The sequence below is a fragment of the uncultured Jatrophihabitans sp. genome (genome assembly GCF_964251945.1).
In the GTDB taxonomy this organism is placed as follows: domain Bacteria; phylum Actinomycetota; class Actinomycetes; order Mycobacteriales; family Jatrophihabitantaceae; genus Jatrophihabitans.
Genome location: NZ_CAXULP010000007.1, coordinates 1 through 17963, shown reverse-complemented (window position 1 = coordinate 17963; position 17963 = coordinate 1). Strand labels below are relative to the sequence as shown.

Genomic DNA, 17963 nt, shown 5'->3' with positions numbered 1-17963 from the left:
CCGATCTTGGGCGGCACTCTCCAACACCCGCTCAGCGTCGACACCAAACCGAATTGGTGCCACCGTGAGGAATCGAGGCAGGACGATCCGAGATCTCGAGGAGCCTTCGTATGAGTGACCCGATGATCGCGCCCTACGCGATCACGATGTGGGATTTCTCGTGGTTGGAACGGCGCTGGCCAGGTGCCGGTTACGAGGACTGGGACCTGGTTCTGGATGAGCTCGTCGAGCGCGGTTACAACGCCGTGCGCATCGATGCCTACCCGCACCTCGTGTCGGCCGATCCCACCGCAACCTGGGAATTGCTGCCGATGTGGACGCAGAACACCTGGGGCGCCCAGTCGATCATCCGGGTTCAGGTGCTGCCGGCACTGATCGAGTTCATCACCAAGGCCCGCGACCGCGGCGTCGCAGTCGCCCTGTCGAGCTGGTTCCGCCAGGACCGCGCCGACGTCCGTATGAAGATCGACTCCGCCGCGCAGATGGCCGCGATCTGGATCGACACGCTGCGGGTGTTGGCCGCGGCCGAACTGCTGGACGCCGTCCTCTACGTCGACCTCTGCAACGAGTTCCCGATGGCGCCGTACGCCCCGTTCCTGTATGGGAGTGCGGCCGGCGAGGCGGCAACCCGCGCCGACCCGCTGATCGCCAGCTATATGGCCGACTCGATCGCCTTGGTGCGCGCAGAGTTCCCGCAATTGCGTTACACGTACTCCTTCGCCGGCGAGTACGACAATTGGCGCGATCAAAAAGTCGACGAACTCGATTTCCTCGAACCGCACATCTGGATGGCCAGCGACGACTTCACCGACTTCTATGAGCGGATCGGCTGGAGCTGGGATCAGTTCACCCCCGACAGCTTCGACAAGCTGGTCGCCCTGGGCCGATCGACCTACTTCAGCAAGCAGCACGAGTACGACTCGGCGCTGTTCGACGCGATCGACAACGTCGCGGCATGGTCACGGGCGACCGGAAAGCCCGTGTTCACCACCGAATGCTGGGCGGTCACCGACTACAAAGACTGGCCCGGTCTCGACTGGGACTGGGTCCTCGATCTGAACGCCCGCGCCGTGCAGCATGTCGTGACGACCGGACGATGGCTGGGCATCGCGACCAGCAACTTCTGCGGTCCGCAGTTTCACGGCGTCTGGCGCGAAGTCGACTACCACCGCCGCCTGACCGAGACGATCAAATCGGCGCGGATCGACGCAGATCTTGTGGTTGCCGCCAGTTGGAATCGGCCATGAAACTCACGAGTCTCGAGACGATTCGCCCCACCGTGCAGCCCAACGTCTGCTTCGTCCGGCTGCACAGCGAGGCCGGCCTGATCGGTCTTGGCGAAAGCTTCTACGCGGCCGACTCGGTCGAGGCTTATCTGCACGAAGCCGTCGCCCCGCTGCTCACCGGGCTCAGCGATCCGTCACCGCAGGCCGTCGCGGCGCTGCTTGCTCCCTACACCGGCTATCAGGGGGGCGGGGTCGAGCAGCGGGCCAACGGCGCCGTCGATGTCGCCCTATGGGATCTGCTCGGCCACACCAGCGACCTCTCGCTAGCGCGACTGCTCGGCGGACCGGTGAGGCAGTCGATCCGCACCTACAACACCTGCGCGGGATCCCGGTACATCAGTTCCAGTGTCCGGCAGACCTCCGCGAACTGGGGCCTGACGCAAACCGCGCAGCCCTACGAAGATCTCGAGGCATTCCTGACCCGACCCGGCGAACTGGCCCGTGAGCTGCTCGACGAAGGCATCACCGCAATGAAGATCTGGCCCTTCGATCAGGCGGCAGAACGCAGCGGCGGCCTCGACATCGGCGTGGCCGACCTGCGCAAGGCGATAGGGATCGTCGAGGCGATCAGGTCAGAGGTCGGATCGGCCATGGAGGTCATGATCGAGCTCCATGCCTTGTGGAATCGCTTGGCCGCCACAAAGATCGCTCGCGCCCTGGCCGACGTCGCACCGTACTGGATCGAGGATCCCTTGCGACCGGACGCGGCGGACGCCTACCGCCGGCTTCGCGACGACATCGACGTGCCGATCGCCGCGGGCGAGACCTGCGTCGGGCGGCGTGGTTTCCTCCCATTGCTGACCGGCGGGTCGATTGACATTGTGACCGTCGACATCGGGTGGACTGGTGGCCTCACCGAAGCGGTGAAAGTCTCCTCTCTGGCCGACGCGGTCGGCGTCCCGCTCGCCCCCCACGACTGCACCGGGCCGGTGTCGCTCGCGGTCTCCGCACACTTGGCTTGCAGCCAGCCCAATGGCCTCATTCAGGAGAGCTCCCGCGCCTTCGTCCGCACCTGGTACCCGGAGGTCGCCGAAGGTTTGCCGAAGATCGAGAACGGGGTCATCAACCTGTCTCCCGCTCCGGGCCACGGGGTTCGGCTACGGGACGACTTCACCGAAGGCCCTGCTGCGTCCCGTCGCGTGTCGCGCCTCTGATGTCCGCCGTGGAATCGATGCGCGCGGGCCGCTGGCACGGCGCGGGCGATGTGCGCATCGAGCGCGTTGGCCGACCGAAGCCGGTAGGTGGACAGATCCTGGTCGCGGTGGAGCGGGTGGGGCTCTGCGGCACCGACCTCGAGGAGTTTGCGCGAGGGCCGGTCGACATTCCGCCGCACCTGCGGACGGGCGTGACCCTCGGCCACGAAGTGACCGGCCGGGTTGTCGAGTGCCCGGCCGGCGAAGTCGCGGTAGGCACCCGGGTGATACCGGATGTGGTGAGGGCCTGCGGACATTGTGAATGGTGCCGCCGCCACGAACCGGGCCTTTGCGACGACTTGGTCGTGCTTGGACTTCAAGCCGACGGAGGCCTGGCCGAGTTCATGCTTGCGGACGCGACGACGTGTATCCCGGTGTCGGAGTCCGTGCCGCTCGATTCGGCCGTCTTCGCCGAGCCGTTGTCGGTCGCAGTGCGGGCGATACGCAAGTGTGGAGATCTGAGCGGCGCCGATGTGGCTGTCATCGGGTTGGGCACAATCGGCAATCTGGCTGTGCAGGTGGCGGCATTGCACGGAGTGCGGACCCTGATCGGGATCGATCCTGTCGCGACGCGGCGTGCGCAGGCCGGGGCGAGCATTGCGCTCCATCCTGGCGAGGTAAGCGGATACCTGGCGGGCGCGCGACGGCCGGACGTGGTCATCGAGTGCGCCGGCACGTCGGCCTCGGTGGTTGATGCGCTCGGCTTGGCGACCCGGGGCGGGACGGTCGTCGTGATCGGCACTGGCGCCGCCCGCATGACCCTCCCGATGCGCGCAATGGTGCTAACGGAGAAACGCCTCCTCGGCTCGGCTGCGCACGTCTGGGATGTGGACGTTCAGGCTGCCGTCGCGCTGCTCGAACGGTCGCTGATCGACCCGCTGCCGCTCGTCGATCGAGTCATCGAGCTCGAAGCCGTCGTCGACGACGGCTTTGCCCCGATGGAACGCGACTCCACCATGGGCAAGGTGCTCATCGATCCGCAGACCTGATGCGGAACATCCCGGACCGTCCAGCGCCGGCGCGGATGCCGACCTGTGGTGCGGTGCGATAGCGGCGGCGGGCCACACGAATCGCTCCACACGCCCAGCCCGTGTTGGCCTCGATGAGTTATCGCGACCAGTCGCGTCGCCGCCTATCACGACTACGAGGACATCGCGCTGAACCTGGACGAGCGCGAGCGTCTCGACCGGTCCGGCGACGCCATCGACCCGACCGGGCCAGGCGGTCCAGCGCTGCGCGCGCGACCGCTCGCTCAACATCGCAAAGTTTGTCGTCCAAACGCCAACGCCACCATCAGCGGGAACGCCTGCTCCATCCCGGTCGCTGTCATTTGCAGCGCGTCGTCGTGTCAGATCTCCTCACTCTCGAAATGAATTACCAGCGGCGTCTCGGTGAAGTACCCGGCGATCGCATCGGCGAGGGTTGCGGCCTGCGGGGTTGTCGGAAAGACCTCGAGGTGGTCCTCGATGCGGTCCCACCCGACCCGCAGGAGGTAGGTGCCCGGCTTGTCGGCGCTGCGGAAGATGCTCACTTCACGACAGCCCGGCGCGTCCTGAAGCGCCTTGCGCGCAGTGGGTGCCGCGCTCTCGAAGTCGTGCGCCCGTGCTGGGTCAATCACCAGGTGGGCGTGCTCGTAGATCACGCGACGTGCTCCGTCCTCACGTCGGGGTCACAGGTCCATCGTGAGTTCGTCGTCGCCGAGGAGGACTTTGCCGTAGACCTCCTTACCGACCTCTGGGGAGACGTAGGCGTGCCGACCGGCAATCTCGGCGTCGCGCCAGATGCGGTTCAGGACGTTGACGTCGGCAAACGAGCCCGCGCCGTTGGCCGTGAGTAGATAATCGATGCCTTCCTTGACCAGTTCGGCCACGATGCCGGTGTCGTTGCGGACCCTGGCCCGGACTTCCATGGTCGGCAGATGGTGCTCGGCAGCGCTGGCGTCGATGTCGAGACAGGCCTGGCGCATGAGCAGTTCTGCGAGGTGGAACTTCGTCGCGGCGTTGGCGACCCCCAGCTGATGCATCGGCGACTTACGTGCTTCCGAGTAGACCGTGTAGGCGACGGCCTTGCCCGGCAGGCTGTTGCGGGTGCGCTCCAACGCGTGACGACCTAGGCCGAGCTGCGGCGCCACCAGGATCAGGGCAGCAACCGGAATGAAGGCCATGTGTGAGTTCTGGTCCTGCTTGTACGGGGTCAGGAAATGTGCCTCGCGCATGTCGATGAACCGCTGGACGCGGTGGTCGGGCACGAAATGGTCCTCGACCACGATGGTGTCGCTGCCGGACCCGCGCATTCCGGCGACAAACCAGGTCGGTTCGATCGTCCACGCCTCGGCGGGAATCAAGGCCAAAGCGCGAGGGTCTTCGCCCTCGGGGACATCGATCCCGATACCCAGGGCTGCCCAGTCCGCGGCGAACGAGCCGGAGGAATACGGCCAGCGTCCGCTGACCAGATACCCGCCCTCGACTCGCTCGAATTTGCTGCCCGGGGTGAAGATTCCGCACACCTTGGCGTCAGGGTTGGCGCCAAATACCTCCGCCTGCGCCTGCTCGGAGAAGGTGGTGGCGAACCAGGTGCAGACGTTGAGCAGCGAAGCGGCCCAGCCTGTCGACCCGTCGCCGCGCGAAATCTCGGCAAGGGTCTCGACTGCGGTCGCCATGTTGGCGCCGTGGCCGCCGAATCGCTTGGGGACGAACAACTTGAACAGTTCGGCGTCTTCGAGGGCCTTCATGACCTCGGGCACGACCCGGCGTTCGTCGGAGGTCTGTGCCGCGTGCTCACGGATCAGCGGAATCAGCGCGGTAGCGCGGGCGACGATCTCGGCGTCAACTCCGGTGCCCATGCCTTCGGGAGACTGCACGGATGCTGGCCGCTCGATCAGCGTGTCGGTCATGGAACTCCTTCTGATGTGATGGCTGTCACGAATAGTTGCCGACGTTACGAGGCCATCCCTGGTCGGCCGAGACGGTTCGCGCAGCAGCCAGGCCAATCCGCGCACCCTTCTCATCTCCAGGCAGGCGGGGCACACTGGGACGAGATTTCGCCGCCGTCGCCTCGAGGCGACTGACGGTTCAGGAGGACGCATGGACTGGGACGCGGACGTGATCACGCCGCCCGTGCGCTCGTCCTCACCTGCCCCGTTGTTAATGGGCCTGTTTGCCGAGCAGCCGAACGAGGTCGCGGTGCCCGACTTCGGCCTGTTCCGCGACGTGCTCAACAGCCATTTCTATCCTGCGGCGGTCGAACCGCTGGATCCGCAGGCGCTCATGATCACGCCTCGGCTGTCCGCGATCCGACTCACGCACACGACGATCGGGTTCGTCCGCTTCGGCGTCCGGGCCCGCGTCGATCCCGGCGACCTGCACGCCTACCACGTCAACGTTCCACTGCGCGGAAGCGTGATCTCGCAATGCGGCGACCAGTCCACCGTTGCCTCACCCGCCGTCGCAGCCGTCTTCAGCCCCGGCAAGCGCACGGTGCTACCCGTGTGGGATGCCGACGCAGCCCAGCTGTGCATCAAGTTCGACAGACATGTTGTCGAGCGTGAGGCTGCTGACCTGCTTCGTCGCCCCGGCGAGCGCACAATCGACTTCCGGCTTGCCTTCCCGATCGACTCGGGCGCCGGACAAAGGTGGTTGTCCCTCCTGTCCACCTTGCTGAATTTCGCAAAGGCGTCCACGACGCCGGCCGACGCCTACGTCGTCGAATCGCTGGAGCGCAGCCTGATATGTGGCCTTCTCGTTTCACAAGAACACTCGCTCACCAGAGAACTCCACGGGGACGCCGGCCATCGGAACTCCCGGACAGCCCTCGAACCCATCATCGAGGCCATGGAGTCCGCTCCGGACAAACCACTCACGCTGGCGGACCTGTGCAGGTTGTCAAGCCTAAGCGCTCGCAGTGTCCAGTACGCCTTTCAGGAGGAGTACGGAATCACGCCGATGCGCTATCTGCGCCGGGTCCGTCTCAATCATGCGAGAAAAGACCTGCGTCGGGGCAACGGCACGGTGGCAGACATCGCTTCCTACTGGGGATTCAGCAACCTAGGCCGTTTCGCGCAGGCCTACAAAGACCAGTTCGGCGAGTTCCCCTCCGCCACTTTGCATCCCACACCCCCCTAAGGCCGCAGAGCCGCTGACTGGGCGGCGGGTTCACGATCCTCGGCAGCGGGTTCTTCCGGCTGGGCGGCGCCGTGAACGACACGGTTGGCGCCGTCGACCCCAACACGGCGGGCCGCGAATCTCCTCGCCTCCGCGTCGGTCACCAACGCGTAGCTGATCACGACGAGACGATCGCCAGGCTCGACGCGCTGACCGCCGACGGCCTTGATCGCCACCGTTCCACTCCCGCGACAGCCGGCGACTACGTGCTGCTCACTGCGCATGCCGCTGATCTCACACAGGACGGAGACGACCTCTCCCGGCAAAATGTCGGCGGCGTCCAACACATCCTGGTCGATGGTGATGGAAGCTGGATCGTTCAGCCAGAAGTGCGTCACCCGAATATTCGAGATTTCGCTCTTCACGACAGTTCGGTGCATTGAATCGGCCAATCCGTCGCCGCGTGGTCTTCGATCGCGACTTCTATCGGACGGCGCTCAACGGTGTGGGCGCAACTGTCTTCACGAGACCGCCACGACATCCTCACCCTCACCGGTCCGGTCTGCGGACGCGGTGCCCACCTGCGTAGGGCTAGGCGCCCCAACCCGAAGGTGGACGCAGGGCGCCTTCGCCAAAGAACCAGTACTCACGCAGCTCCTTGCAGCGACCGTCCTCCGCGAAGATCAGCATGAACTCACCGGCCAGCGTGATATCCGCGCCAGCGTTCTTAAGGTTCACCCACCACTCCACGGCTGCGTGGTCATCGACCACGAGCGGAGTGCCCCACTCGATCTTGACGTCCGACTGGGTCGCCGTCACATTGATCCAATATTCCTTCACTCCTTGGGCGCCTGCGAACGCCTCCTGGTACGCCTGCTCGCGGTATAGCGAGTCTTCGGTGAATAATGCAGCGGCGGCGTCAGGGTCGCGCGTCTCCCAGGCGATTCGGTAGTCATCGAGCCATTTCGATACATCAATTGTCATGAGACAGTCCTCTCACTCCGGTACTGGACCCTTATGGTTTCTCTCTCGACGTCTACCGACGCCTGCGCGTCGCTCATCGCGCGCACGCGGCCGTGCTCACCTCCTATGGTCAGCCACCGAGTGTCATCGGCGACAACGCGGCCGGGCTCAGCGGCGCACACGGCGCACCCAGGCGTCCAGGCCGACCGCGAGCAACAGCAGCGCGCCTAGGACGATCTGTTGGTATAGCGGGTCAGTGCCGATGAGGTCGAAGCCGTTACCAACGAGCGCGATGAACAGCACGCCCACGACGGTCCGCCAGATTGCGCCTTCGCCACCGAGGATCGATGTGCCCCCGACGACGATCCCGGCAAGCACAGTGAAGGTGAGAGTGTTTCCCTGCGATGATTGCGCGCTGAGCGTGCGTGAGAGGTCGATGATGCCGCCCAGGGCCGCGGCGCCGCCGCTCAGCGTGAAGGTGAGAGTGCGAACCGCGCCAATGCGGATACCAGCCAGCCGAGCAGCCTCTTGGTTGCCGCCGGCGGCGTAGATATAGCGGCCATTCGTAGTCGAGGCGAGCAGCAGCCCAAGTACGACCACCACGCCCAAGGCGATCCAGATTGACGTGCGCACGGAGATCCACTCAGTCTGTGCGACGTTGGCGAAGCCCTCCTTGCCGGTGAGCACGATGAGATTGCCGCTGGAGATGCGGCTGGCCAGGCCGCCGATGATGAACGACATGGCCAGGGTGACGATCAACGAGTTGATGTGAAAGACCGTGCTGATGATGCCGTTGATGGTGCCGACCGCGAGCCCCACGGCGAGGGCGACGACAACGCCGAGCGCGACGCCATGGGCCTGCGTCACCTGGGCCGCGACGACGCCGCTCAGCGCATAGGTCGCTCCGACCGACAGATCGAGGCCGCCGCCGATGAGCACGAGCGTGCCTGCGGCGGCGATGATCAGCGTCGGCGACTGCTGGTCCAAGATATTTAATAGGTTGGCCCTCGTGAAGAATGGGCCGCTATCCACGGATAGGGCGATGAACAGCGCAGCGAAGGGATATACGATCGCCGAGGAGCGCCACGATGGCAGCCGCACCGACCGCAGCACGCTCTTAGGGCCGCGGGCGATGCTGGTCACCGGTTCGTGATCGGTCACATTGGTGCTCATGCGTGCGCCGTCGCCTCGTGCGACTCCGCCTCGTGCGACTCCGGCCCATTCAGCGGAGGGCCGCCTTCGATGAAGGCGGCCGCCAACACGTTCTGTTCGGTCATATCGTCGCCGGATAGTTCGGCCACTACCCGGCCGGCGCGTAGCACGACCACGCGGTGGGCTAGGCCGAGCACCTCTTCGAGATCGGAGGAGATGATCAATGTGGCCACTCCCTCCTCGGCCTGCTCGACGATGAGGTTGTAAATCGCCCGCCGTGACCCGACATCGACGCCGCGGGTCGGTTCGTCCGCGATCAACACTTTCGGCGAACACAGCAGCGCGCGGGCGAACATGACCTTCTGCTGGTTGCCTCCCGAGAGCGAGCCGACCGGCTGTTCAGGGCTCGCCCCCACGATGGTCACGTCGCGTAGGACCTTCGCGGTCGTTCTGTTTTCATGGCCCCGACGAATCCAGCTGCCGACGCTGTGGGTGTCTAGGCTAGGCAGGGTCGTGTTTTCGCGAATCGAACGGCCGAGCAGCAGTCCCTGCTCCTTGCGCGACTCGGGGATCAACACGATGCCCGATTTGCGCGCCGCGTTGATCGATCGCCGCATCAGCGGCTTTCCGTCGATGCCGACCACTCCGTGCTTGCGCCGGCTCGCGCCGACGATCGCGTGAGCGAGCTCGCTGCGACCGGCCCCCACGAGACCGGCCAGCACGACGACCTCACCGGCCCTGACCTCTAGGGAGATGTCGTCGACTCCCGGGGCTGTGACGTGCTCGACCTTCAGCACTACCTCGGCGTTCGCCGGCGCCACCGTCTTCGGCGGGAACGCAGAGCCGAGCGTTCGGCCGAGCATCCCCTCGATGAGCGACGTCTGAGTCTCGTCCTGGCTCGCGCTCGTGCGCACGAGGTGACCATCACGCAGGATCGTCACTGTCGAGGACAGGTCCAGCACTTCGCCGAGAAAGTGGGAGATCAGCAGGATTGTGTGACCAGAGTCCGCTAGCGACCTGATCAGCTCGTGCAGGCGCTGGGTGTCTCCGTGTGACAGCGCGGCGGTCGGCTCGTCCATCACGATGAACGACGCGCCGTTGGCCAACGCCCGCAAGACTTCGATCTTCTGCTGATCGGCGATACGCAGCGAGCCGGCCAGCACACCACCGCGCAGGTTGAATCCGGCCCGTTCGTTCAGCTCGTTGAACCGGCGGGTCAACTCTCGGCGCTGAATCACAGTGCCGGCGGCCGGCTCCGCGCCAAGGAAGACATTGGCGGCGACCGAGAGGCTCGGGACGATGGCGAGTTCCTGGGCGATCGTCGCGATGTTGTGTGTCAATGCCTCTCGCGGCGAGCGGAAGCTGACCTGTTTGCCGTCGACCCGCAACGCACCCGAATCCGTCACCAATCTGCCGGATATGATTTTGCTCAGCGTCGATTTGCCAGCGCCGTTCTCGCCGACGAGTGCGTGCACCGATCCGCGGGCGATACTCAAATCAACTTTCGATAGCGCCTGAACACCACCGAAATTCTTGCTCACGTCGATCAGCTCGACATGCGTCGACGGCGCGGGCGTCGTCATCTGGGGCTTAGCCCTGCCACTCAGGCTTGAACTGTGCGAAATTCTGTTTGGTGACGATACCCCCGTTGGGCAGGCCGACCTCGGGGTTGATCGCGCCGCTGTCCTTTCCGGTGCGCAGCGCCTCGATCAAAGCAGTCATGCCGAGCCGGCCGTAGGTCGCAGGGTTCTGGTAGACGTCAGCGAACTGGGCGCCCTGCGCGACTAGCTGGAGCGCGCCCGCGCTGCCGCCGTAGCCGACGAAGAGCAGCTGGCCAGACTTGTTCGCCGTTTTCAACGCGTCAACTCCACCCCGGATGCCCTGGCCAGAGCCCACGATCACGTTGAGATCTCCACGCGACTGCAGCATGTTCTGAACGGCCTTGAGGCCGCCGGGGATGGTGAAGAGGTCCTCACCCTCGGCCACGACCTTGACCGACGACGTGCCGGCGATGGCTTGGTCAAACGCCTTACGTCTCGCTTCGTCGAGCGTCGACGCCTTGATGTCGTACAAGTAGCCGACATTGCACGGGTTGAAGTTCTTGGATTTGCAGGCTGCCACAACCTGTTCGCCCAGCCGCTGGCCGATCGTCGCCGGCGGCAGAATCACATTGCCCGACAAGCCCGGCACCTGCGGGTTGTTCGTGGACTGATTCGACCCGAGCACCTCGTCGATATTGACGACCTTGATGCCCTTCTTCACTGCCTGCGAGACCAGCGGGATGAGGTTGGTGGCGAGGATCGGCTGAGTGATAATTCCGTCGTACTTGCCCGAGGAGATCACGTTCTGCATCTGATTGAACTGCTGCTGCGGGCTGTTGTTCGCGTCGAATACTGTCACGTTGGCCGAGCTCTGCGCCGCGACCTTCTTCGCGGCGGCGAGCATCGGGGCGTCGTAGCTGTTCGCGACGGCGAACGACATGTATGCGATGTTCAGCTTCTTGCCGTCGCTGGGGTTGCTGGCGCTGCTCTGGCCGCCGCTGCTCGGGCTGCCGCTGCTCTGGCCGCCGGTAGTGCCGGAGCTACTACAGGCGCTCAGCGTAAGTGCCGCGACCATGCCCGCGGCAACGACGCCCACCGTCTTCGTCAACCCCCGCTGCATCATGACTTCCCCTTCGTCATTGATGTGGGCCGCCGCCGGAGCGTGCACCTGTTCTGCGGTGCCCGGCTGCAGCCACCCATCGCGCGATTTCCCAGAAACGGACTGATGTCCGACTGACGGACAGCAGGTCGGACGTAAGCAAACTACCGCCTGTCGGGTACGTCAAGCGGACTTCGGCCACAATTTCGTCTCTAAAGGGGAAGACGCGGCTGGCGATGCTCGCCATTCGGACAAACGTCCGCTTGACGGGCTCAGACAGCTACTCGTCCGAGCTGGCCGTGTGCCGGTCGCTGCTGCCTGCGTAGTCGGTGTAGGTGTACGGATTCGGGATGCGCTCGGTGCTCGCAAGCTCCGGAGTGATGCTCTCGGCCCAGGCGGCCTCACCCATAGTCGACCGCGCATATTCGACGGTCGCGGCGACCTCGTCCCTTGCGCCGGCGAGGTTGGCGCCAACCAACCGGTGCTCGTGCTTGCGCACCTGACCGTCGATGAGCACGGTGTGCACGTCGCCGCGTCCGGCCTGGTAGACCACGGTGCCGTACGGGTGCAGCAGCGGGAACATCGCGGGCGACTCGTCGTTCTTGATCAGCACGAGGTCGGCCTTCTTGCCCGGCGTGACCGAGCCGATGCGATCGTCGAGACCGAGCGCGCGAGCACCGCCGATCGTCGCCCACTGCACGACCTCTTCGGCGCGCAAGCGGTTGTGCACGACGGTCTCACCGCGCGCGTGCGCCTCGAGGTGCTCGCGCGACCGGTCGGCCGACAGCGTGGCGCGCATGGCCGAGAACAGGTCTGCGCTCCACCACACGCTGGTGTCCATCGACAGCGAGACCGGGATCCCGTGCTTGCGCAACTCCCAGGTGGGCGGGTAGCCCTGTCCCGCGCTCTGCTCGCTCTCGGTGGAGACCGACGCGGAGCCGCCGCTCGCCGCGATGCGCTGGTAGGAATCCTGCGTCAGGGTCGCGGCGTGCACATACGTGACGTCGGGCGTCATGAACCCGTGCTCCCACATCAGCCGGATGCTGTCGTCGTTCGTCGCGCCCCAGACACCGGCGTGCGTGGTCACGCGCAGGCCGAGCTCGCGCGCCGCCTCGAACGCACCGCGCTCCGGAAACCCGGGATCGCCGGTCACGTCGAAAGCCAACTGCAGACCCACATTGTCATCGGGTGCGGCCTGGTCGACGAACGCACGGAACTCTGCCGATTTCGTCCACTCCCACGGCGCACCGAGCAGGTTGCCGTAGGCGAGCACGAAGCGGCCGGGCGAGGTGCGCAACGCATCGAGCGCGGCGGCGCCGTGGTCGACGGTTTGCAAGCCGTGCGACCAGTCGACCGTGGTCGTGACACCGGAGTCGACGGCCTCGATCGCCGACAGCACATTGCCCGCGTGGATGTCCTCGGGACGGAAGATCTTGCCCCAGGTCAGGTAGTAGAAGACGAAGTACTGGCTCAGCGTCCAGTCGGCGCCGAGCCCGCGCAATGCGCTCTGCCACATGTGCCGATGGGTGTCGACCATGCCGGGCATGAGGATTCCACCCTCCGCGTCGACCTCGACCGCGTCGGCGGGCGCGTCGAGGTCGCGTCCCACCGCGACGATCGTGTCGCCGGTGACGAGCACGTCGCCGTCGTCGATGGCGCCGGCGTCGGCGTCGTCCATCGCGAGCACCGTTGCGTGCCGGAACACCACTGGTCGTCCGGCGCTGACCTGCGTTATCTCGTCGGGGTTCATGCTAATTCCTTCCGGTGGGTCGTCGCGGTGCGATCACGACGTGCGACCGTCCGCCGGCGATGCTGATGTTCTTGTGCGCTACGCCGAACGCGAGTGCCGTGCCGGGGGGTTCCTGCGCCGCGGCGTCGAGACGCACGGCTGCGTCGAACCCCCTCACGTGCTGATGTCCGGATAGGGCGGCACGACATGCGAGAGCTTGGCCGCGTAGTCGAGTTGCATCGCCAACGGCTCATCGTCGTCGCGCTCGAACAGGGCGATCCAGAGCGTCAGCGTCAGGAACGGGTGCGCGCCGAGTTCGAACAAGGCGACGTGATCGTGCGTGGCCAGCGCGGCACGCTCGTCATCGGTGAACGCGAGCCACGTGCTCGACTCGCCGCTGTGGCAGTGGAGGATGCTGTTCGCCTGGGTGTGTTCCCACCAGGCGACTGTCGCAGCCGGGTCGATGCGGTAGCGCTCGACGAGCACTGGGTCGCGATCGACGGTGAACAAGAACTTGTTCATCAGGTACTTGCTCATCGCGAGACCTCCGTGCCAGCCCCGTAAGCCTCGCTCATACCGGCGCCCCATTCGGGTACCAGGTGAAGTAGGCCTCCATGGTGTGGAACAGGTCGAGGCTGTCGGCGTGATCGGCCTTGCGGTAGCCGGCCACGCCCATCATCAGCATGAAATCCATGAAGCCGTGGGTCGCGTTGCCGGGCGCATGCAAGCTGTCGAGCGTGACGTTGGCCAGGCAGCCGTCGATGTCGCCATTGGCGATCCACTCGACCGCTTTCGCGTCGAACTCGGGGTCAGGACCGTGTGGGCCGAACTGGCGCGGACCGCCGAGCTCGAGCGAAAGATGACCGGTGCCGATCACCGCGACGCGCAGCTGCGACGGCCACGCGTCGATGAGCTGGCGAATCGTCTGGCCCAGCTTGACGAAGCGTTCAGGACGAGGCAGGGGCGGCGCGAAGATGTTCGTGTAGATCGGCACGATCGGCAGGTCGTTCCCCGGCCGCACGGTGATGATTGGGCACGTGATCGAGTGGTCGACCCGCAGCTCGTTCGAGAACGCGAGGTCGAAATCGCGGTCGATGCCTTCGCGGAGGATGTAGCTCGAAAGCTCCTCGTGTCCCTTGAGCAGCATCCGCGGCAGCCCGAACTCGCGTTCCTCGTTGTAGTAGTTCGCGTCATAGAACGGCGCCTTGCCCACGAGGAACTGCGGCATATTGTCCAGCCACAGCTGGTGGAAGTGGTCGGAACCGACCATCACGAGGATGTCGGGACGCGCACGCGTCAGGGTCTCGCGGTACGCCTCGACCTTGCGCACCCACTCCGCTGCGAACGGCGGCGCCACCTCGGGCGCCAACAGGCTCGTCCGGTAGAAGAACGGGTGGTGGGTCGTCGCCAGGATTGCGACCAACTCGGCCATCAGCCATGCTCCTCATCCCTGCATACGCTGTCAGCCGCGAACGTACAGTTGTCCGTCTGACGGTCTGGTGAGACGATGCCTCTCGGCGACGGACGGTGTCAAGCGGTGTCGAGCAGTGTCAAGCACGGGAGGATGAGATGGCAGGACGCGGCAACTCCCCCGACTTCGTTGAGGCGCTGGCACGCGGACTCGACGTCTTGAGTTGCTTCGACCGCGAGCGCTCAGCGATGACGCTCGCCGAGGTTGCCGCTGTCACAGGTTTAGCCCGCCCGACCGCCCGCCGCCTGCTGCTGACACTGAGCGAACTCGGCCACGTGCGGGTCGTCGACGGCATGTTCTCGCTGACGCCGAAGGTGTTGCGCCTGGGCATGGCGTACGTCAGTTCGCTGGGGCTGTGGGACATCGCCCGGCCGCACATGAGCGACCTCGTCGCCGTGACGCACGAGTCATCGTCGATGAGCCAGCTGGACGGCTCGGACGTCGTGTACATGGCGCGCGTCGCCGTCCCGAAGATCATCGCGCTGCGCGTCGATGTGGGCACGAGATTTCCCGCGACGTTCACCTCACAGGGCAAAGTGCTGCTTGCCGCGCTGAGCGCCGATGAACTTGACGCGGCGTTGCGCGAGCCCAGCCGGTCAGGGCTGCCGCAGTTCCTGCCACGCGAGCGCACAGCGCTCGAACGCGAACTCACGACCGTGCGCGCGCGCGGTTGGGCCCTGGCCGACGAGGAGTTGGCACCCGGCATCCGCTCGGTCGCGGCTCCGGTGCGAGACGGCGACGGCCTCGTGCGCGCCGCCATGAACGTGACGGTGCACGCGGCCGAGACAAGTGTCGACACGCTCGTCCATCAGCACCTGCCGCATCTGCTGCGCACCGCCGGCGACGTCAGCGCCGATTGGGCGGCGTGGCAGTTGCGACCGCACGTCGAACGGCTCGCCGACGGCACCTTGCGTCCCGCTGCAGGATGACCGGCCGAGCGGCTTACCACAGAACGGACAAGCGCACGCATAACGATGTGAACGGGAGATCTTTGGTGGCAGCGCCGAACACGTCGAGCGCACCGCTCACCGGCACTGTCGTCGCGGACTTCAGCCGTGTGCTCGCTGGTCCGTACTGCACGATGCTGCTTGCTGATCTCGGCGCAGACGTGATCAAGGTCGAGTCCGCGGCCGGCGACGACACCCGCCACTGGGTGCCGCCGCGCCGCGGCGCCGACAGCACTTACTACCTCGCGATCAATCGCAACAAGCGCTCGATCGTGCTCGACCTCGGTGACGCGGTCGATCTCGATGTCGCGCATCGGCTCACCGCCCGCGCCGACGTGATGATCCAGAACTTCAAGCCGGGCGGGCTGGACAAGTTCGGGCTCGACTATGGATCGGTGCGCGCGCGGCGCCCCGACTCGATCTACTGCTCCATCAGCGGATTCGGCGTCGACAAGGGCGCGTCACTGCCGGGCTACGACCTGCTGGTGCAGGCCGTGTCGGGTTTGATGAGCCTGACCGGGTCGCGCGACGGCCCTCCGTACCGCGCCGGCATCTCGGTGTTCGACGTGATGACCGGGCTGCAGTCGGCGATCGGCATCCTGGCCGCGCTGCATCATCGTGACGCGACCGGCGAGGGTCAGCACATCGAGACGAACCTGCTGATGACCGCGCTCTCGTCCCTGGTGAACCAGACGTCTGCCTACGTGGCCGGTGATGTCGTGCCGACCCGAATGGGCAATGCGCACCTGTCGCTGTTCCCATACGAACCGCTACCGACCGGCGACGGTGAACTGATCGTGATCGCCGGGAACGACGGCCAGTTCCGCAAGCTCGCCGCGGCTCTCGGCATCGGCGAGGTCGCCGCCGACGAGCGGTTCGCCACCGTCGGCGCACGGAACGACAACCGCGACCTGTTGCGGCCGATATTGCTCGAACGGCTGGCCACCAAGTCGGCCCACGAGTGGTTCGAGACGCTCAGCGCCGCTGGCATCCCGTGCGGCCCCATCAACGACGTGCGCGGCGGCGTCGAACTGGCCACCGAACTCGGCCTAGAGCCGGTCGTGGTCATCGACGGCGTCCCCACCGTGCGCAACCCGATCGGCTTCTCGGCGACGCCGGTGCGCTACGACCGGCCACCACCGAGGCTGGACCAGCATGGCAAGGAGATCCGTCGCGAGCTTGGCATCGGACAGGAGGCTGCACATGACTGAGCACTCCGAATACCCGACCGCACTAGGGGTGTCGTCCGCCGAACGCATCATGCTGTTCGGTCAGGACCTGGCCGCAGACCTCATCGGCAAGGTCAGCTTCGGTCATCTTGCTTATCAGCTGATCACGCTGAGCCCGCCCAGCCGGCAGCAGGCGCGTGTGTTCGAGGCAGTGCTCGTGGCGCTGGCCGACCACGGGTTCACGCCCACCGCGATCGCCGCGCGCCTGACCTACCTCAGCGCGCCCGACTCCGTGCAGGGCGCCTTGGCCGCGGGCCTGCTCGGCGGCGGCTCACGCTTCCTCGGAGTCAGCGAGGAGACCGGCACCTTCCTCGCCGAGGCTTTGTCGAACTCCGACCCGCTGCCGGACACTGACGCGGCCTGGGATGAGCTTGCCCGCGCCGCCGTCACCGCACGCCGCGCGGCCGGCGGGTTCGTGCCGGGTCTCGGGCATCACCTTCACAAGCACATTGATCCACGCGTGGCGGTGCTCGTCGGCGTCGCTCGCGAGGAAGACCAATACGGACCGCACCTCGCGCTCTTCGAGGCCATCGGCCGGGTCTCTCCAGAGATCCTCGGCAAGTCGTTACCGCTCAACGGCGCCGGCATGTGCGGCGCGATGCTCGCCGATCTGGGCATCCCGCTCGGCATCCTGCGCGGTGTCGTGCTGCTCGCGCGCTGCGCTGGGCTGCTCGGACATATTGCCGAGGAGATGCGCAACCCGGTCGCCCGCGAGATCTTCAACGATGTGGAGTCGCACGCCGTCTACCGTCCCGCCGAGTGAACCGTCCGCGAGAATTCAACCGGTTGTCGCGGCGCTTCGCTTTCGTCTCTTCTTGGCTTGGTACATGGCCTCGTCGGCCAGCTTGACGGACGTGCGGACGGTGCGATCCGGCGCGAGGGGCGACCAGCCGACGGATGCCGGGATTCCAGCCAGGTCGAGTGCACGGGTCACGCGACGGGCCAGCGTCGGCGCGAGGTCGGCGGGCGTGCTGGTCAGGGTGATGCCGAACTCGTCGCCGCCGAGTCGGGCGAGGAAGTCGCAGTCGCGGATGCAGCGACGCATGACCTGAGCGGCCCCGCGCAGCAGGTGGTCTCCCGCGCTGTGTCCTCCGGGGCCGTCGTTGACCTGCTTCAGGTTGTCCAGGTCGACGACGACGATGACCGTGGGGTCGGCATAGGTGTCGTAGTCACGGTCGAGCTGGGCGATCTTGACGTCCTGGCCTGACCCCGATTGCTCGATCCATGCCGAGTGAGAGTCTGATTGCCCCGAT

Annotated in this window: 18 protein-coding genes; 7 read left to right on the top strand and 11 right to left on the bottom strand. The window is 65.9% G+C overall.

Annotated elements, in window-relative coordinates; translation table 11 throughout:
• Window positions 1-110 precede the first annotated feature (110 nt).
• Genes ACFFBG_RS14090 through ACFFBG_RS14080 form a run of 3 tightly spaced genes read left to right on the top strand, consistent with a single transcriptional unit; the run spans window position 111 to window position 3468 of the window.
• A complete protein-coding gene (locus ACFFBG_RS14090) occupies window positions 111-1247 on the top strand; it encodes a cellulase-like family protein (RefSeq protein ID WP_375479754.1) in 1137 nt (378 codons plus the stop codon).
• The gene (locus ACFFBG_RS14085; RefSeq protein ID WP_375479752.1) at window positions 1244-2440 is read left to right on the top strand and encodes a mandelate racemase/muconate lactonizing enzyme family protein; all 1197 of its coding nucleotides are present in this window, start codon (window positions 1244-1246) and stop codon (window positions 2438-2440) included. Before ACFFBG_RS14090 ends, ACFFBG_RS14085 begins: the two co-directional genes overlap by 4 nt.
• The gene (locus ACFFBG_RS14080) at window positions 2440-3468 is read left to right on the top strand and encodes a zinc-binding dehydrogenase (protein ID WP_375479750.1); all 1029 of its coding nucleotides are present in this window, start codon (window positions 2440-2442) and stop codon (window positions 3466-3468) included. The genes ACFFBG_RS14085 and ACFFBG_RS14080 overlap by 1 nt, the downstream gene beginning before the upstream one ends.
• A 359-nt stretch (window positions 3469-3827) precedes the next feature.
• Here ACFFBG_RS14080 and ACFFBG_RS14075 read toward each other — a convergent pair whose 3' ends face one another.
• The gene (locus ACFFBG_RS14075; RefSeq protein WP_375479748.1) at window positions 3828-4121 is read right to left on the bottom strand and encodes an antibiotic biosynthesis monooxygenase family protein; all 294 of its coding nucleotides are present in this window, start codon (window positions 4119-4121) and stop codon (window positions 3828-3830) included.
• A 27-nt stretch (window positions 4122-4148) separates the two neighbouring features.
• Window positions 4149-5372, bottom strand: a complete 1224-nt coding sequence (locus tag ACFFBG_RS14070; RefSeq protein WP_375479746.1) for an acyl-CoA dehydrogenase family protein — start codon at window positions 5370-5372, stop codon at window positions 4149-4151.
• A 190-nt stretch (window positions 5373-5562) separates the two neighbouring features.
• On the opposite strand from ACFFBG_RS14070, the gene ACFFBG_RS14065 reads away from it, so the two are divergent.
• Complete coding sequence (locus ACFFBG_RS14065; protein ID WP_375479744.1) at window positions 5563-6600, top strand: AraC family transcriptional regulator; 1038 nt, start codon at window positions 5563-5565, stop codon at window positions 6598-6600.
• Here ACFFBG_RS14065 and ACFFBG_RS14060 read toward each other — a convergent pair.
• The 8 genes from ACFFBG_RS14060 to ACFFBG_RS14025 form a co-directional block, all read right to left on the bottom strand.
• The gene (locus ACFFBG_RS14060) at window positions 6597-7019 is read right to left on the bottom strand and encodes an aspartate 1-decarboxylase (protein WP_375479742.1); all 423 of its coding nucleotides are present in this window, start codon (window positions 7017-7019) and stop codon (window positions 6597-6599) included. The genes ACFFBG_RS14065 and ACFFBG_RS14060 overlap by 4 nt on opposite strands.
• Window positions 7020-7170: 151 nt before the next feature.
• Entirely contained in the window at window positions 7171-7563 is a 393-nt protein-coding gene (locus ACFFBG_RS14055) for a nuclear transport factor 2 family protein (RefSeq protein ID WP_375479740.1), read from the bottom strand.
• Between the two features lie 147 nt (window positions 7564-7710).
• On the bottom strand, window positions 7711-8715 hold the full coding sequence (locus tag ACFFBG_RS14050; RefSeq protein WP_375479739.1) for an ABC transporter permease: 1005 nt from the start codon (window positions 8713-8715) through the stop codon (window positions 7711-7713).
• The gene (locus tag ACFFBG_RS14045; RefSeq protein WP_375479737.1) at window positions 8712-10277 is read right to left on the bottom strand and encodes a sugar ABC transporter ATP-binding protein; all 1566 of its coding nucleotides are present in this window, start codon (window positions 10275-10277) and stop codon (window positions 8712-8714) included. Before ACFFBG_RS14045 ends, ACFFBG_RS14050 begins: the two co-directional genes overlap by 4 nt.
• A gap of 7 nt (window positions 10278-10284) precedes the next feature.
• On the bottom strand, window positions 10285-11403 hold the full coding sequence (locus ACFFBG_RS14040) for a sugar ABC transporter substrate-binding protein (RefSeq protein ID WP_375479735.1): 1119 nt from the start codon (window positions 11401-11403) through the stop codon (window positions 10285-10287).
• A gap of 211 nt (window positions 11404-11614) precedes the next feature.
• Window positions 11615-13084 carry an amidohydrolase family protein gene (locus ACFFBG_RS14035; RefSeq protein ID WP_375479733.1) on the bottom strand — a complete coding sequence of 490 codons (1470 nt, stop codon included), beginning with the start codon at window positions 13082-13084 and terminating at the stop codon, window positions 11615-11617.
• Between the two features lie 153 nt (window positions 13085-13237).
• Window positions 13238-13600 (bottom strand): hypothetical protein, encoded by a 363-nt coding sequence (locus tag ACFFBG_RS14030; protein WP_375479730.1) that lies wholly within the window; start codon window positions 13598-13600, stop codon window positions 13238-13240.
• Window positions 13601-13634: 34 nt separating this feature from the next.
• Entirely contained in the window at window positions 13635-14495 is an 861-nt protein-coding gene (locus tag ACFFBG_RS14025) for an extradiol ring-cleavage dioxygenase (protein WP_375479729.1), read from the bottom strand.
• Between the two features lie 137 nt (window positions 14496-14632).
• On the opposite strand from ACFFBG_RS14025, the gene ACFFBG_RS14020 reads away from it, so the two are divergent.
• From ACFFBG_RS14020 to ACFFBG_RS14010, 3 genes are all read left to right on the top strand, one after another.
• Entirely contained in the window at window positions 14633-15463 is an 831-nt protein-coding gene (locus ACFFBG_RS14020) for an IclR family transcriptional regulator C-terminal domain-containing protein (protein WP_375479727.1), read from the top strand.
• Window positions 15464-15525: 62 nt separating this feature from the next.
• Window positions 15526-16692 (top strand): CaiB/BaiF CoA transferase family protein, encoded by a 1167-nt coding sequence (locus tag ACFFBG_RS14015; protein ID WP_375480041.1) that lies wholly within the window; start codon window positions 15526-15528, stop codon window positions 16690-16692.
• On the top strand, window positions 16685-17473 hold the full coding sequence (locus ACFFBG_RS14010; RefSeq protein ID WP_375479725.1) for a citryl-CoA lyase: 789 nt from the start codon (window positions 16685-16687) through the stop codon (window positions 17471-17473). Before ACFFBG_RS14015 ends, ACFFBG_RS14010 begins: the two co-directional genes overlap by 8 nt.
• A 15-nt stretch (window positions 17474-17488) precedes the next feature.
• Here ACFFBG_RS14010 and ACFFBG_RS14005 read toward each other — a convergent pair.
• Window positions 17489-17963 (bottom strand): GGDEF domain-containing protein (locus ACFFBG_RS14005; protein ID WP_375479723.1); only part of this gene is annotated, 475 nt, incomplete at its 5' end.

What these genes read in the sequence shown, in the direction of transcription:
- ACFFBG_RS14090 (WP_375479754.1), top strand. Translation starts at nt 111, where the DNA reads ATGAGTGACCCGATGATCGCGCCCTACGCGATCACGATGTGGGATTTC.
- ACFFBG_RS14085 (WP_375479752.1), top strand. Translation starts at nt 1,244, where the DNA reads ATGAAACTCACGAGTCTCGAGACGATTCGCCCCACCGTGCAGCCCAAC.
- ACFFBG_RS14080 (WP_375479750.1), top strand. Translation starts at nt 2,440, where the DNA reads ATGTCCGCCGTGGAATCGATGCGCGCGGGCCGCTGGCACGGCGCGGGC.
- ACFFBG_RS14070 (WP_375479746.1), bottom strand. Translation starts at nt 5,372, where the DNA reads ATGACCGACACGCTGATCGAGCGGCCAGCATCCGTGCAGTCTCCCGAA.
- ACFFBG_RS14065 (WP_375479744.1), top strand. Translation starts at nt 5,563, where the DNA reads ATGGACTGGGACGCGGACGTGATCACGCCGCCCGTGCGCTCGTCCTCA.
- ACFFBG_RS14060 (WP_375479742.1), bottom strand. Translation starts at nt 7,019, where the DNA reads ATGCACCGAACTGTCGTGAAGAGCGAAATCTCGAATATTCGGGTGACG.
- ACFFBG_RS14055 (WP_375479740.1), bottom strand. Translation starts at nt 7,563, where the DNA reads ATGACAATTGATGTATCGAAATGGCTCGATGACTACCGAATCGCCTGG.
- ACFFBG_RS14050 (WP_375479739.1), bottom strand. Translation starts at nt 8,715, where the DNA reads ATGAGCACCAATGTGACCGATCACGAACCGGTGACCAGCATCGCCCGC.
- ACFFBG_RS14045 (WP_375479737.1), bottom strand. Translation starts at nt 10,277, where the DNA reads ATGACGACGCCCGCGCCGTCGACGCATGTCGAGCTGATCGACGTGAGC.
- ACFFBG_RS14035 (WP_375479733.1), bottom strand. Translation starts at nt 13,084, where the DNA reads ATGAACCCCGACGAGATAACGCAGGTCAGCGCCGGACGACCAGTGGTG.
- ACFFBG_RS14030 (WP_375479730.1), bottom strand. Translation starts at nt 13,600, where the DNA reads ATGAGCAAGTACCTGATGAACAAGTTCTTGTTCACCGTCGATCGCGAC.
- ACFFBG_RS14025 (WP_375479729.1), bottom strand. Translation starts at nt 14,495, where the DNA reads ATGGCCGAGTTGGTCGCAATCCTGGCGACGACCCACCACCCGTTCTTC.
- ACFFBG_RS14020 (WP_375479727.1), top strand. Translation starts at nt 14,633, where the DNA reads ATGGCAGGACGCGGCAACTCCCCCGACTTCGTTGAGGCGCTGGCACGC.
- ACFFBG_RS14010 (WP_375479725.1), top strand. Translation starts at nt 16,685, where the DNA reads ATGACTGAGCACTCCGAATACCCGACCGCACTAGGGGTGTCGTCCGCC.